This is a genomic window from Mycobacterium sp. NGS27 (assembly GCF_059813005.1).
Window position 1 is genome coordinate 1 of the sequence record NZ_JCALDT010000013.1, and the last position, 14,872, is coordinate 14,872.

13 protein-coding genes are annotated in these 14,872 nt (G+C 68.8%); 10 read left to right on the forward strand and 3 right to left on the reverse strand.

What is annotated here, in order from left to right; genetic code table 11:
• Nucleotides 1-198: 198 nt before the first annotated feature.
• The gene (locus AC5Y30_RS24570; RefSeq protein ID WP_499921751.1) at nt 199-459 is read right to left on the reverse strand and encodes an Mtp family mycobacterial-type pilin; all 261 of its coding nucleotides are present in this window, start codon (nt 457-459) and stop codon (nt 199-201) included.
• Between AC5Y30_RS24570 and AC5Y30_RS24575 the strand changes: the two genes are divergently transcribed.
• From AC5Y30_RS24575 to AC5Y30_RS24620, 10 genes are all read left to right on the forward strand, one after another.
• The gene (locus AC5Y30_RS24575; RefSeq protein ID WP_499921752.1) at nt 458-631 is read left to right on the forward strand and encodes a hypothetical protein; all 174 of its coding nucleotides are present in this window, start codon (nt 458-460) and stop codon (nt 629-631) included. The two genes, AC5Y30_RS24570 and AC5Y30_RS24575, sit on opposite strands and share 2 nt — an antisense overlap.
• Nucleotides 632-849: 218 nt before the next feature.
• On the forward strand, nt 850-987 hold the full coding sequence (locus AC5Y30_RS24580; RefSeq protein ID WP_499921754.1) for a hypothetical protein: 138 nt from the start codon (nt 850-852) through the stop codon (nt 985-987).
• A gap of 39 nt (nt 988-1,026) precedes the next feature.
• Complete coding sequence (locus AC5Y30_RS24585; RefSeq protein WP_499921755.1) at nt 1,027-1,533, forward strand: hypothetical protein; 507 nt, start codon at nt 1,027-1,029, stop codon at nt 1,531-1,533.
• A gap of 19 nt (nt 1,534-1,552) precedes the next feature.
• Complete coding sequence (locus AC5Y30_RS24590) at nt 1,553-2,299, forward strand: gluconate 2-dehydrogenase subunit 3 family protein (RefSeq protein WP_499921757.1); 747 nt, start codon at nt 1,553-1,555, stop codon at nt 2,297-2,299.
• Nucleotides 2,299-3,996, forward strand: coding sequence for a GMC family oxidoreductase (locus AC5Y30_RS24595; protein ID WP_499921759.1), 1,698 nt, complete (start codon nt 2,299-2,301; stop codon nt 3,994-3,996). Before AC5Y30_RS24590 ends, AC5Y30_RS24595 begins: the two co-directional genes overlap by 1 nt.
• Complete coding sequence (locus AC5Y30_RS24600) at nt 3,989-5,779, forward strand: glycoside hydrolase family 15 protein (RefSeq protein ID WP_499921761.1); 1,791 nt, start codon at nt 3,989-3,991, stop codon at nt 5,777-5,779. Before AC5Y30_RS24595 ends, AC5Y30_RS24600 begins: the two co-directional genes overlap by 8 nt.
• A 31-nt stretch (nt 5,780-5,810) precedes the next feature.
• Nucleotides 5,811-6,827 carry an SDR family oxidoreductase gene (locus AC5Y30_RS24605; RefSeq protein ID WP_499921763.1) on the forward strand — a complete coding sequence of 339 codons (1,017 nt, stop codon included), beginning with the start codon at nt 5,811-5,813 and terminating at the stop codon, nt 6,825-6,827.
• A complete protein-coding gene (locus tag AC5Y30_RS24610; RefSeq protein WP_499921765.1) occupies nt 6,824-7,930 on the forward strand; it encodes an enolase C-terminal domain-like protein in 1,107 nt (368 codons plus the stop codon). The genes AC5Y30_RS24605 and AC5Y30_RS24610 overlap by 4 nt, the downstream gene beginning before the upstream one ends.
• Before the next feature lie 103 nt (nt 7,931-8,033).
• Entirely contained in the window at nt 8,034-8,720 is a 687-nt protein-coding gene (locus AC5Y30_RS24615) for a PAS and ANTAR domain-containing protein (RefSeq protein ID WP_499921767.1), read from the forward strand.
• An 18-nt stretch (nt 8,721-8,738) separates the two neighbouring features.
• Nucleotides 8,739-10,529: an ABC-F family ATP-binding cassette domain-containing protein gene (locus AC5Y30_RS24620; protein ID WP_499921769.1), complete on the forward strand. Its 1,791-nt coding sequence runs from the start codon at nt 8,739-8,741 to the stop codon at nt 10,527-10,529.
• 39 nt (nt 10,530-10,568) lie between these two features.
• Here the strand turns inward: AC5Y30_RS24620 and AC5Y30_RS24625 are convergent, their stop codons facing one another.
• Nucleotides 10,569-11,630 (reverse strand): type III polyketide synthase, encoded by a 1,062-nt coding sequence (locus tag AC5Y30_RS24625; protein ID WP_499921771.1) that lies wholly within the window; start codon nt 11,628-11,630, stop codon nt 10,569-10,571.
• Nucleotides 11,631-11,784: 154 nt separating this feature from the next.
• Nucleotides 11,785-14,871: a type I polyketide synthase gene (locus AC5Y30_RS24630; protein ID WP_499921773.1), complete on the reverse strand. Its 3,087-nt coding sequence runs from the start codon at nt 14,869-14,871 to the stop codon at nt 11,785-11,787.
• Between the last annotated feature and the right edge of the window lies 1 nt (nt 14,872).

Genomic DNA, 14,872 nt, shown 5'->3' on the forward strand with positions numbered 1-14,872 from the left:
ACGGGGGTCTGACGCATGCATCCGGCAGCGCCCGGGCCCGTGGTGAACACGGCGTTGATGGCCGGTCTGCCGGCCAGTCCCGGTACCGCCAGCTACACCGCCTTCCAGCGCGCCGCGCGTCGTACGTTCAAACGACTGCGCGAAATACGGTCCAGCCCAACGTAATCCGCTGCGCCCGTCGTTGTTGGGCTCGGCGGATCAGCGCCAGTTCGGGTCCCACGGGCCGTTGTGCCAGTGCCCCTGGTCGTGGACTTCACCGTCATACCAGTGGTCACCGTGGCAACGACCCGCGTCCCAGTTACCGCCCCAGCCCGGATCCCACCATTGGCCAGGGCACCAGTGGTACTCCGGTGAGGGCGCGGGATGCGCGTGTGCGATGGCGGACGCCCCCGAACCGGCGAGCCCCAAACCGGCGGTCAATGCGACCACCGATGCTGCGATGCGCACGATCTTTTTCATGACAGGCAGTTACCCGCTCCGGCACTGCCTAATCCAGCTCGACGGCCATACTTGGCACGGCACCGCCCGGCTTGCCACATCCGCCGAGCGGGAACGGATTTGGCAGAAGGGCGCCGAGCTCCATCCCGGCCTCATCAAGGAGCGGGCGGGGGCCGGCAACCTGTGCTCCTGAAAGCCTGCTGAGAACCAGCTGCGACGCAGTTTGCGCAGCACGACCCGGGGTACACAGCCGTTGCGCTTCGGTCGCGACGCGTCGTCGAGACCACTTCGGTTGAAAGACACAGCTGGGCGCTTTCAGTTCTCTGGGCAGCTTTGGCAACCAGTGTTGTAGTGACAGCGCCGGGACCGAAGCCCGCCGGAGCGTGGTTTCAGCCGAAGGCGAGGTCGTTCATGGACACGACGACAGAATTCGTCGGCGGACCCAGCACCGAAAGCGTCAGCGGGTTCCCGCAGTCACCGAATGACGGCGCCGTCGGCGCACCGAACGCGGCCAACCTCCCCACCAAAGAAACCAGCCGGCACCGGTAAACCCCGGTCCGGGCAAACGCGCGCGAGAAAGGACGACACATGTTGTTGCTGGGCGACGGCGGACGGCGAAAAGGCCGCACCGCCGGCAGCGACGGATTCGGCGAGGTACAGCATCTGGCCGGAAGGGCGTTGTACGACGTCGCGCACGGCCGTTTCGAACGCTCGCTGTCTGGGCTCACCGCCGTCGCGGCACTCGTCACGACGGCCGAAATCTACTTCGAGCACTACAAAGCCAGCTTCGGCAACAAGTGGATGTGGAGCCCGATCGTGGTGACCCCGCCGGTGGTCGTCGCCGGAGTCGGTGGGGTGTTCTCGCGGCGCTGGGCCAAAGTCTGGCTGCCGATCACCGCGGGCATCTACACGGCCAACGGACTGCTGGGTGAATACCTGCACGCGCGCGGGGTTGCCCGCAAGCCGGGCGGGTGGAAGAACGCGTCTTACAACGTGCCGATGGGCCCGCCGATCGCGGCACCGGGACTGATGTGCATGGTCGGCGGGATGGGATTGCTGGCGTCGATCCTGCGCCGCGAGCGGTTCCGGGATTAGGGGCGCTGGGATTCCCGAGATGGCCGACACCTCACGCCCCGACCACCTGCCCAACCTGCGTCCCGATGGCAAGCCGCCGCACCCGTCCTGGCTGCCCAAGCAACGTCGCGGCACCACGCCGCAGATGATCGGGCGCTACCCCGATTACGACGTGCTCGAAACCGCCGACAACTGGGACGCTGCCACCAGGAAGGTGGTGCTGGCCCGGCTGGAACCGCCCGGGCCGCTACGGTTTTTCACTCCAGAAGAGGAGCCCTGCCTGCGCGCGTTCTGCGACACGGTGCTGGCGCAGGACGTCGAGCCGCGGGTTCCGGTGGCTGAGTCCGTCGACTCCAAGCTCGCCGACGGGCGCCTCGACGGCTACCAGTACGTCGACATGCCCGACGACCGCGACACCTGGCGGCTCGTGCTGCGCGGGCTCGACGAGACGGCGTCGGCCAAGCACGGCAAGCCCTCGTTCGCCGAAGCCGATCCCGCCACCCGCGAAGCGATCATCGACAAGTTCTCGCAAGGGGATCTGCAGGGCGGGGCGTGGGAGAGCCTGAACGTCAAGCGCGCGTGGTCGGTGTGCATGCGAGCGACGTTGTCCGGCTTCTACTCTCACCCCTGGGCGTGGAACGAGATCGGCTTCGGCGGGCCGGCCTACCCGCGCGGGTTCATGCGCCTCGGTGGTGCCACCGGGCCGGCCGCCGCGCGGGAACCGTACGAGACCCCCGGCGCCACCGACGAGGATCCGGTGCAGATCGTGAACAACGGGGAGCTGTGATGGGCGATCTGCTGCGCGGCCTCTTGAAAGGCGCGGTCGAACCGAAAGACAACGATTCGCGCTTCCTGCTCGACGTGCACTCGCGCGATCTGCCCGGTGAGAAGACCATGCGCCGCTACGCCGACGACGACGAGGTCGACCTGGTGGTAGTCGGGGCCGGGGCCGGCGGCTCGGTGCTGGCGCAGCGGCTGGCGCGGGAGGGCTGGCGGGTCGTGATTTTGGAGGCCGGCCCGTTCTGGCACCCGGACGAGGACTGGGTGTCCGACGAGGCCGGGTCCCATGCGCTGTACTGGACGCAAAAGCGCATCCTCGGCGGCGATGACCCGATCGAGCTGGGCAAGAACAACTCCGGGCGCGGAGTCGGCGGCTCCATGGTGCACTATGCCGGGTACACCCCGCGGTTTCACCCCAGCGACTTCGAGACGTACACCCGTGACGGCGTCGGGGCGGACTGGCCGATCCGCTACGAGGACATTCGCCGCCACTACGAACAGGTCGAACTCGAGCTGCCCGTGGCGGGCCAGAACTGGCCCTGGGGCGACCCGCATCGCTATCCGTTCGCACCGCACCCTATTTCGGGTGCCGCCGCCAAGATCTGGCGCGGAGCGCTCAAGCTCGGAATCGAGATGCGCGTCGGGCCGGTCGGCATCGTCAACGGCACGTTCGGCAATCGGCCGCATTGCATCTACCGCGGTTACTGCCTGCAGGGCTGCAAGGTCAATGCCAAGGCCAGCCCGTACGTCACGCATCTGCCCGACGCGCTGGCCCACGCCGCGGAGATCCGCGCCAACTGCATGGCCTCGCGGGTCGAGCTCGACGAGAGCGGCGCGGCGCGCGGCGTGGTGTACTACGACGAGATCGGCGGCAAGGAGCGGCTGCAGCGCGCCAAAGTCGTTGCCATTGCCGGTTATTCGATCGAGACGCCGCGCCTGCTGTTGAATTCGGCCAGCAACCGCTTCCCGAACGGGTTGGGCAACAACGACGATCAGGTCGGGCGCTACGTCATGGTGCAGGGCGCCACCCAGTCCGCCGGCCGGTGGTCCGAGGAGGTCCGCATGTACAAGGCGCCTCCGCCGGAGGTGACCTCCGAACAGTTCTACGAGACCGACGTCTCTCGCGGCTTCGCCCGTGGCTTCGCCATCCAGACCGTGTCGCCGCTGCCCATCGGATGGGCTGAACACGTTCTTGCCGAAGGACACTGGGGCCGCGCGATGCGGGAATACATGCGCGACTACAACCACTGGGCGACCGTCGGCGTGCTCAACGAGCTGCTGCCGCTACCCGACAACCGCGTGACCCTGGCCGACGAGAAAGATCCGTACGGCATTCCGGTGGCCCGGTTCGACTACACGCTGTGCGACAACGACAAGGCCAATATGGCCTACTCCACCAAGGTGATCGGTGACATCCTGCACGCGGCCGACGCCCAGGATGTGCTCACCATCGAGCGCTTCGCCCACCTGATCGGCGGCGCCCGCATGGGCACCAGCCCGCAGCAGTCGGTCGTCGACTCCGATCAACGCGTGTGGGGGGTGCCGAACCTGTTTCTCGCCGACGGCTCGGTGTGCCCGACCCAGGGATCGGCGAACCCCGCGCTGACCATCATGGCGCTGGCCTCGCGGCTCGCCGAACGGCTGGCCGGTGGGAAGATCGATACCACCGCGGGACGGAGGTCGGAGGCGAGAGCCCGTGGCTGACCAGACAATGGACGTCGAGACTACCTTCGCGCCGCGGGTGCTGCGCGAGTACGCGCTGCTGGCCGACGGCGAGCGCGGCGCGCTGGTCGGGCCGCAGGGGGACGTGGCCTGGATGTGCGCGCCGCACTGGGACTCCGACGCCGTCTTCTCCAATCTCATTGGTGGCGGCGGAATTTACGCGATCACGCCGACCGACATCCGGCACGTGTGGGGCGGTTACTACGAGCCTGGCACCCTGATCTGGCGCAACCGCTGGATTACCCGCGACGGCACCGTGGAATGCCGTGAGGCGCTGGCCTTTCCGGGCGATCCCGACCGGGTGGTGCTGCTGCGGCGCCTCATGGTCTGCCGCGGCACGGCGCGGGTGCGGGTGCTGCTGGCGCCGAGTGCGGGATTCGGCCGGCACGGTCTGGGCCGGCCGAGTTGCGACGGTGGGGTGTGGAGCGGCCGGTCGGGCCGGTTGCGCTGGCGTTGGCAGGCCGGCTGCGACGCGCGCACCGTCAAAGCCTCGCACGACAAATCCGAACTGCTCACCTGCGAGATCACCCTCGAGGAGGGCAGGCAGCACGACCTGGTGCTGGAGTTGTCCGAACGCGCCCTGCCCGATCAACCGCCCAACCCGGACCTGGCCTGGGACGCCACCGCGGCCGCCTGGCGGCGGAGCGTGCCCCAGCTCGACTGCACCATCGCCCCCCGCGACGGTCGCCACTCCTACGCGGTGCTGCGCGGGCTGACCAGCAGTGGCGGCGGCATGGTGGCCGCCGCCACGATGAGCCTGCCCGAACGCGCGCACACCAATCAGAACTACGACTACCGGTATGCCTGGATCCGGGACCAGGTCTATGCCGGGATGGCCGCCGCCACCGTCGGCACCACCGAACTGCTGGACCGGGCTGTCGAATTCGTCGGCGCCCGGTTGCTCGACGACGGTCCGAACCTCAAACCCGCCTACACCGTCACCGGCTGTGCGGTGCCCAGCGAAGAAACGCTCGACCTCCCGGGCTATCCGGGCGGCACGGACAAGGTCGGCAACTGGGTCAATCAACAGTTTCAACTCGATGTATTCGGCGAGGCCCTGCAGCTGCTGGCCAAGGCGGGTGACGCCGACCGGCTCGACGCCGACGGGTGGCGAGCCGCGCAGACGGCCATCAAGGCCATCGAAAAGCGTTGGCGCGAACCGGACGCCGGGGTCTGGGAGATCGACGATGAGCACTGGGCGCAGTCGCGGCTGGCCTGTGTAGCGGGATTGCGTGCCATCGCCAAGGTGGCCGGCGCCGGCCCCGAGGTGGCAGCCTGCGCTTCCCTGGCCGACGCGATCCTGGCCGAGACCGCCTCGAGCAGCCTGCACCCGCACGGCTACTGGCAGCGCAGTCCGCGGCGGACGGGGGTCGACGCGTCGCTGCTGCTTCCGCCGGTGCGCGGCGCCGTTCCCGCCGAGGATCCCCGCACCCGGGCCACCCTGGACGCCGTGCGGCGGGAACTCACGCAAGACGGGTTCGTGTACCGCTTCCGGCACGACGAGCGCGAACTCGGCGACGCCGAGGGGGCGTTCTTACTTTGCGGATTCATGATGGCGCTGGCCGAAAACCAACTGGGACACGGCGATTGCGCGATGCGCTGGTTCGAACGCAACCGGGCCGCGTGCGGCCCGCCGGGACTGTTCTGCGAGGAGTACGACGTGCGCCAGCGCCAGCTCCGCGGCAACCTGCCGCAAGCGTTCGCGCACGCGCTGATGCTCGAATGCACGGCAACCCTCACCGACGACGACGCCCACCATGACTGATTACTCGGACCGAGCGAAAGGCAGTACTGCGATGACACAGACAGTGGTGATCACCGGAGCCAGCGCGGGCATCGGCCGCGCCACCGCGAAGGCGTTCGGGCAGCGCGGCGACAACGTGGTCCTGCTCGCCCGCGGCGCCGCGGGGCTCGACGGCGCCGCTCGCGATGTCGAAGCCGGCGGCGGCAAGGCGCTGACGATTCCGACCGATGTGGCCGACCACTCGGCCGTCGAGGCCGCGGCCGACGAGGCCGAATCCGCCTTCGGTCCCATCGACGTCTGGGTCAACGTCGCGTTCACGTCGGTGTTCGCGCCGTTCAGTGAGATCAGCGCCGAGGAGTTCAAACGCGTGACCGAGGTGTCCTACCTCGGGTACGTGCACGGCACCATGGCGGCGCTGGGCAAGATGCGACCCCGCGACCGCGGCACCATCGTGCAGGTCGGGTCGGCGCTCAGCCAGCGATCGATCCCGCTGCAGTCGGCCTACTGCGGCGCCAAACACGCCATCAACGGGTTCACCGAGTCGGTACGCTGCGAGCTGTTCCACGAGGGTTCGAACGTGCGGATCACCGTCGCTCAGATGCCGGCGGTCAACACCCCGCAATTCTCCTGGGTGCTGTCCCGGCTCCCCCGCCATCCGCAGCCCGTGCCGCCGATCTACCAGCCCGAGGTGGCCGCGCGCGGCGTCCTGTACGCCGCCGATCATCCAGGGCGCAAACAATATTGGGTCGGTGATTCCACCGCCGTTACGCTGCTGGGGCAGAAGTTCGTCGCGCCGCTGCTGGACCGCTACCTCGGCCGCACCGGATACGACTCGCAGCAGACCTCCGAACACGTCAGCCCCGACCGGCCCAACAACCTGTGGCAGCCGCTGGATCAGGAGCCGGGCACCGACCACGGCCCGCACGGCCAATTCGACAACCAGTCGCACACGCACAGCCCGCAGCTGTGGGCTTCCCAGCACCCGGTCGTCAGCGGCACCGGCGCGCTGAGCGCCGCCGGGGTGGGTGCCTGGCTCGTGGCGCGGGCGGGACGACGGTGGGCGCGATGACTCCCGACGCGCAGATCGAAGAGGTCACCGCGCAGGTTTACGAAATCCCCACCGACGCACCGGAAGCCGATGGCACCCTGGCCTGGTCGTCGACCACGCTGGTGCTCGCCGAGGTTGTGGCCGGCGGCCGGCGCGGGGTTGGCTACACCTATGCCGACGGGGCCTGCGCCAAGCTGATCGGCGGCAAGCTCGGCAAAGCGCTCACGGGGCACAGCGCCGTGGATATCCCGGCGCGGTGGGGGTCGATGGTCAGGGCGATGCGCAACAACGGGCGGCCCGGGCTGGTGTCTTGCGCGATCTCGGCGGTCGACACCGCGTTGTGGGATCTCAAGGGCAAACTGCTGGACCTACCGGTGTGCCGGCTGATCGGGATGGCGCACCCCGAAGTACCCATCTATGGCAGCGGCGGCTTCACCACCTACGACGAGTCCACCACCCGCGCCCAACTCCAGCGCTGGGTCGACGAATGGAAGATCCCGCGCGTCAAAATCAAGATCGGTGAGTCATGGGGCTCCGACGTCAGCCGGGACTTGGATCGGATTGCATTGGCGCGCAAGGTGATCGGTCCCGATGTCGAACTGTATGTGGACGCCAACGGGGGTTACCGCCGCAAACAGGCGATCCGGGTGGCCCACGCCATGGCCGACCACGGGGTCACCTGGTTCGAAGAACCTGTGTCCTCCGACGACCTGGCCGGGCTGCGCGAAGTGCGCGACCAGGTCAGCCCGGACGTCACGGCCGGTGAGTACGGTTACGACCTGGCCTACTTCAACCGGATGCTCGCCGCCGACGCGGTCGACTGCCTGCAGATCGACGTCACGCGCTGCGGGGGGATCACCGACTGGGTGCGCGCCGCGGCCGTGGCCGCCTCCTACAACGTGGACGTCTCGGGGCACTGCGCTCCCAACCTGCACGCCCACGTCGCCAGCACCATCGGAAACCTGCGGCATTTGGAGTACTTCCACGACCACCACCGCATCGAGCACATGCTTTTCGATGGCGCGCTCTCGCCCGAGGGCGGCGCGCTACGACCCGATCAGCAACGCCCCGGGTTCGGCCTGGAGTTCAAGCACCAGGATGCCGAGCGCTATCGGGTGGCCTGACCGTCGAGCAGCTTTCGAAATCCCCTGGCCGGGCAGGAATGGACGCGCTCAAAAACGGGAATGATATGCCAAGGTTTTCACAGCGGGAATTGGGGAAACGGCGATGACGGTGAACTCCAACGACGAGACTGTTGAGCGCCGCGAGGCGCCGGCGTCCGACGTCGTCGAACACGACGACCTGAGCGCGGTCGACGAGGTGCTGGGTCTGGGCGATCCGCAGCGTGTCGGCCGGTTCCGGTTTTTTCTGGACGGCCATCGCTGGGAATGGTCGGACGCGGTGGCGCGCATGCACGGCTACAAGCCGGGACGGGTGCAGCCCACCACGGAACTCTTGCTGCAACACAAGCACCCCGAGGACCGCGAACGGGTGGCGGCCGTGCTCGAACGGGTGATGAAGGGAAAGCCGTTCAGCAGCCGGCACCGCATCATCGATACCGCCGGGCGCACCCACTGCGTCGTCGTCGCCGGCGATCGGATGGTCGACGACACCGGCGCGCTGGCCGGCACCTCCGGCTTCTACGTCGACGTCACCGACTCGCTGCACTCCGATATCACCAATGTGCTGTCGGCGGTCGCCGACGCCCGGGCCCGCATCGAGCAGGCCAAGGGCGTGCTGATGATCGCCTACGGCATTTCCGCCGAGCGTGCGTTCGACATCCTGGTGTGGCGTTCCCAGGAGACCAACCTCAAGGTGCGAGACGTCGCCAGCCGTTTCCTGGACGCCGTGGCCAGCAAGGCGTCAGCGGAAACGCAAAGCCACGTGGACCAGGCGCTGCTGACGCTCATGTAGCGCCATAGGGTCGGGCCGGTGGCGCACCTACTCGGAGCCGAGGCCGTACACCTCGAATACCCGACCCAGGTGGTGTTCGGGTCGATCACGGTCGGCGTCAACGACGGCGCGCGCATCGGCATCGTCGGGCGCAACGGCGACGGCAAATCCAGCCTGCTGCGGCTGCTCACCGGCCAGCAACGGCCCGATTCGGGCCGGGTCACCCGGCGCGGCGGGTTGCGGGTCGGCGCGCTGAGCCAGGCCGACACCCTGGACCCGGACCACACCGTGGGCTGGACCCTGGTCGGTGCGGCGGCCGAACACCAGTGGGCCGGTGACGCGCGAGTCCGCGACGTGGTCGCCGGGCTGGTCTCCGACATCGCCTGGGAGGCAACGGTTGCCACGCTGTCCGGCGGTCAGCGCCGCCGGGTGCAGCTGGCCAGGTTGCTTGTTGGCGAGTGGGACGTCATCGCGCTCGACGAGCCCACCAATCACCTGGACATCGAGGGCATCACCTGGCTGGCCGGCCACCTGCGCCAACGCTGGGCACGCAACACCGGCGGCCTGCTGCTGGTGACCCATGACCGCTGGTTCCTCGACGAAGTCGCCACCACCACGTGGGAGGTGCACGACGGCATCGTCGAACCGTTCGACGGCGGATACGCGGCCTACGTCCTGCAACGCGTCGAACGTGACCGGATGGCCGCCGTCGCCGAGGCCAAGCGGCAAAACCTGATGCGCAAGGAGTTGGCGTGGCTGCGCCGCGGGGCCCCGGCGCGCACCTCCAAGCCCAAATTCCGGATCGAGGCGGCCAACCAGCTGATCGCCGACGTGCCGCCACTGCGCAACACCGTCGAGCTGGCCAAGCTGGCCACCGCCCGGCTGGGCAAGGACGTGGTCGACCTGCTCGACGTGTCGGTCTCCTACCCACCTCTCAGTGGCCGCCCGGTGCTGCGCGACATCGAGTGGCGGATCGCGCCCGGCGAGCGGACCGGCATCGTCGGGGCCAACGGCGCCGGCAAGTCGACGCTGCTGGGCTTGATCGACGGCACCGTCACGCCGGACGCGGGGCGCGTCAAACGCGGCAAGACGGTGCGGCTGGCGGTGCTCGACCAGCAGGGCGATGCGCTGGCCGGCGTGGGCGGCGACCGGATCGCCGATGTGCTGGGCAGGCTGCAGGGGGGTTATCAGGTCGACGGACGCGAGGCCACCCCGGCGCAGCTGCTGGAGCGGCTCGGGTTCGCGCGCGGCCAGCTGTCCGCCCGCGTCGAGGATCTCTCCGGCGGTGAGCGGCGGCGGCTGCAGCTGATGCTGACGCTGTTGGCCGAGCCCAATGTGTTGCTGCTCGACGAGCCGACCAACGACGTCGACACCGACACCTTGGCCGCGATGGAGGATCTGCTGGACTCGTGGGCGGGCACCCTGATCGTCGTCTCGCACGACCGCTACCTGCTGGAGCGGGTCACCGATCAGCAGTACGCGGTGCTCGACGGCCGGCTGCGCCATCTGCCCGGCGGCGTCGACGAGTATCTGCAACTGGCCGGCCGGCGCACCGTTGCGGCGCCGGAACCCACGCCGGAGCGCGCGCCGGCCGGTTCGTCGGAAATGTCCGGCGCGCAACGCCGCGCCGCGGAAAAAGAGGTGGCCTCCCTCGATCGCCAACTTGCGCGGTTGGCGGGCCGGATCGAGGACAAGCACACGGAACTCGCCGCGCACGACCAATCCGACCATGTCGGCATCACCCGGCTCACAGGCGAGTTGCGCGCGCTCCACGACGAGGTCGCCGAGACGGAGACCCGCTGGCTGGAGCTCTCCGAGCTACTCGAATGACAGTGATGCGCAGGGGATTTCGCGAGCCGGCCCTGGAATTCAGTGCCAGCGCAGCAACACCAGTTCGGAGCCGAAGCCGGGACCCATCGCGAGCATGAGCCCGGGGCTGCCGCTGGGCGGCGGCTTGGCCATGGTGTCGCGCAGGATGTGCAGCACCGACGCCGAGGACAGGTTGGCGACCTCCCCGAGCGAGCGCCAGGTCAATTCCTGCGCGTCGGGCGGCAGTTCGAGGCTCTTGGCGATCGTGGTGATCACCTTGGGGCCGCCCGGGTGGGTCACCCAAACGCCGATGTCGTCCTTGGTCAGGCCATGTTGGGCGAGGAAACCGTTCACGTCGTCGGCCAGGTGACGGTCGATGATGTCCGGCAGTTCGGGCGACATCGTCAGTTGCATGCCGTCCGCGCCGATGTTCCAGCCCATGATGTGCAGCGATTCGGGGTACAGACGGCTGCGCGAATCCACGACGTCCGGCCCTGCGGAATTCAGCCGCTCGGCGCGACGGTCGCCGACTGCGACCACGGCCGCGGCGCCGTCACCGAACATGGCCGTCCCGACCAGTCCGGACACGGTCGGCCTGACCGTCGGAAAGGTGAGCGAACACAGCTCGACCGACAGCAGGGCGGCGACGCCGTCGGGCGCACCCCGCAGGTAATCGTGCAGCCGTCCGACGCCCGCCGCGCCGGCCGCGCAGCCCAGCCCGAACAGCGGGGCCCGGCGCACGTCCGCCCGCAGGCCGAGCCGCCCGACGATCCGGGCGTCGAGCGACGGGACCGCGATGCCGGTGACCGTCGTGGTGGCGATCATGTCGATGTCGTGCGGTTGTAGCCCGGCCTCGTCGAGAGCGCCCAGCAGTGCGTCGCAGCCCAAATCCACGGCTTTGTCGATGAAGATCTCGTTGGTCGCGTCGAAATCGGTCAACTCGCCGTACCGCTCGAGGGGCAGCACGAAGTGGCGCCCGTTGACCCTGGCGGCCGCGTGCAGGCGCCGGACGACGCCTTCATGCTCCTTCAACGCGGGCAATTCGACTAGCGCGTCGGTGATTTCACGTTGGCTATACCGATGTGGCGGCAACGCGCCGAATACACCCGCGATGACGCTCATCTTCTACCCTCTTGATTGCCCAGCGGAAAAGGACCTCTTAATGCGAGGAAGTTTATGCGGTTCCGTTTGGTGGCGCAAAGACTCGCGTATTCAACACGTGTCTGATCAAGCTGATCTTGGGTCCGCGTAATCATATCCGCCAGAGCAGAATTCGTCATTCGGCGTCATCCTCGTCCGCCGGGCTGAGCGCCATCGCGATTAATGCCTCGGGGCTCAATGAGTCGATCTCGTCGGCACTGACATTTCCGTCGGGGACGGCAGTTTCCGGGGCGCCGGCGAGCAATAGCAGTTTTTCGAGCAATCCGGTTCTGCGAAGCTCGCGCACCGGAATCCTGCGCACCGCCGACCAGATCTTCTCCTCCTCCGATTCGCCCGCCTCGTCATGCAGCAGCTGCCGGCGAAGATGGTCGGCCAGCGCTGCCGGCGTCGGGTAATCGAAGATCAGCGTTCGCGACAAAGCCAGGCCGGTATGGCCGGTGAGGCGGTTGCGCAGCTCGACCCCGACCATCGAATCGAAGCCGAGGTCGCCGAATGCGCGATCGGGGTCGATCGCGTCGGCGCCCGGATGCCCCGACACCGCCGCCGCATGCTCGCAGACCAGCTCCACCAGCAGCCGGTGCTGGTCGTCGGGCGCCAGTCCGTGCAGCCGGTGCGTCAGGTCGGGTGTTCGGGTGGACGTGGCCGGCGAACTCCCCGCCGCACCGGCGCCCAGCCAAAAACTTTGCCGCGCAAAGCCATACGTCGGCAACTCGACCCGTCGCGCGTTGCGCCCGGCGAACAGGGCCGCCCAGTTCGGATCGAGGCCGCGGGTGAACAACTGGCTGACCGCACCCATCAGCGATTCCGTCTCGGGCCGGTCCTTGGCCATCGTGGGCAGCGACAGGGCGCGCTCGGCGCTCAGCGATTGGTCCACCGCTGCGGTGAGCGAGGCGCCCGGACCCAGTTCCACGAAGAGTTCGGCACCGGCCGTCTCGGCGGCGCGTACGCCCTCGAGAAAGCGCACCGGCTGACCGACATGCGCCGCCCAGTACTGCGGCGACCCATACCCGGCGTCCGCCAGCCGCCCGGTCACGTTGGACACCAACCCGATTCGCGGCGCCGCCACCTCGATGCCGGCCACCGCCGCGGAGAATTCCGCCATCATGGGCCGCATCAGAGCCGAATGAAACGCGTGCGACACGGCCAGCCGATGCACGCGCCGGCCCTCGCGGGCGAGCCGGTCCGCCACCGCTTCCACCGGCGCCTGCGCGCCCGAAAGCACCACCGCGTTGGGACCGTTGACCGCGGCGATGCTCACCTCGTCGGTCAGCAACCCAGCCACCTCGGCCTCACCGGCGCCGACGGCCACCATCACCCCGCCGGCGGGCAGCCCCGCCATCAACCGTCCCCGCGCCGCCACCATGCGCGCGGCATCCGCGAGCGACAGCACGCCGGCCACACATGCCGCGGCGATCTCGCCGACCGAGTGGCCCATCACCACATCCGGCGCTATGCCGACCGACCGCCACAACGCCGTCAGCGCGATTCCGAGCACGAACAACGCCGGCTGGGCAAACTCGGTGCTGCGCAACAACTCCGGGTCCGCTCCCCACATCACCTCACGAAGCGGCAGCCGCAGATGGGCGTCCACCGCGGCGACAGCCTCGTCGAAGGCCCGGGCGAACACGTCGAACCGGTCATAGAGCTGTCGTCCCATTCCCAACCACTGCGACCCCTGGCCCGGGAACACGAAGACGGTCTTGCCCGACGGCGTCTCGCGGCCCACCGCCACATCCGGCGATGACTCGCCCGCCGCGAGGGCCGCCAAACCCCTTGCCAGCGTAGGGCGGTCGTCGCCGACTACCACCGCGCGGTGCTCGAAGGCCGTCCGGGTGCTGACCAACGACCAGGCGATGTCGAGGGGGCTCAGATCAGGCCGTTCGCCGACATGGGCCGACAACCGTTGCGCCTGGTTGGCCAGCGCCTGCTCGGAGCGGGCCGACAGCACCCACGGCAATGCCCCGCCTGCGTCCGCCGGCGGTTCGGGTCGGCCCGATTTCTGCTGGACGGGGGGCTGCTCGAGGACGAGGTGCGCGTTGGTGCCGCCCATTCCGAACGAGGACACCCCGGCTCGCCGTGGATGGTCCGCCGGCGGCCACGGCGTCAGCGCGGTGTTGACCTGCAGCCCAAGGCTATTGAGGTCACCCTGGGACTCGGCGTAGTTGAGGCTGGGTGGGATGGCGCCATGTTCGATCGCCAGTACGGCCTTGAGCAGGCCCGCGATTCCCGCGGCGGCTCCGGCGTGGCCGGTGTTGGTCTTCACCGATCCCACCGGCACCCGATCGTGGGCGCGCTCGGCGAAGATCTCCCCCAGCGCCTGAGCTTCGACCGCGTCGCCAACCTTCGTCCCCGTGCCGTGGGCCTCGATGTAGTCGATGTCGCTGCCGCGCAGGCCGGCATCGGCGAGCGCGCGCCGGATCACGTCGGCTTCGCTGCGCGCCGACGGCACGGTCTGGGCGGTCGCGCTGTGTCCGGCATTGACGACGGCGCTGCCGCGAATGACCGCGCGGATGCGGTCACCGTCTCGCAGCGCAGACGGCAAGGGCTTCAGCAGCACCAGCCCGCCGCCTTCACCCCGCACGTAGCCGTCGGCGCGCCGATCGAACGCATAGGTGTGGCCCGACGCCGACACCGCGCCGAATTCCCGTTCCAGCATGGTGATTTCGTCGGCCAGGTTGAGGTGGACCCCGCCCGCGATCGCCAGCGTCGACTGGCCGGAGGCCACGCTTTCGCAGCCGAGGTGCACCGCCACCAGAGATGACGACTGGCCGGAATCGACGGTCATGCTGGGCCCCTGCAGCCCGAAGGCATACGAGATACGGTTGGCGATCATCGCCCGGCTGATCCCGGTGAAGGTGTGGTGGTCCAGGTTGTCGGCGAGGTCGCGCAGCGTCAGCGCGGCATAGTCATCCGTCATCGCCCCGAGGTACACCGAAACCGGCTCTCCCCGAACCAGTTCCGGCAGCAGGAAGGCGTCTTCGAACAACTCCCAGCTCAGTTCGAGGGCCAGGCGTTGCCGGGGATCCATCGCGCACGCCTCGCGCGGTGACACATTGAAGAAGTCGGCATCGAATCCGCCGGGGTCACCGCTGAATTCAGTGGCCTCCCGCCCGTCGCGGATCAGGCGCCAGAACGCGCCGGGGCTCGCCGCGGCGGGGAACCTGCATGCCAGCCCGATGATCGCTACGTCTGTCGATGGCAAG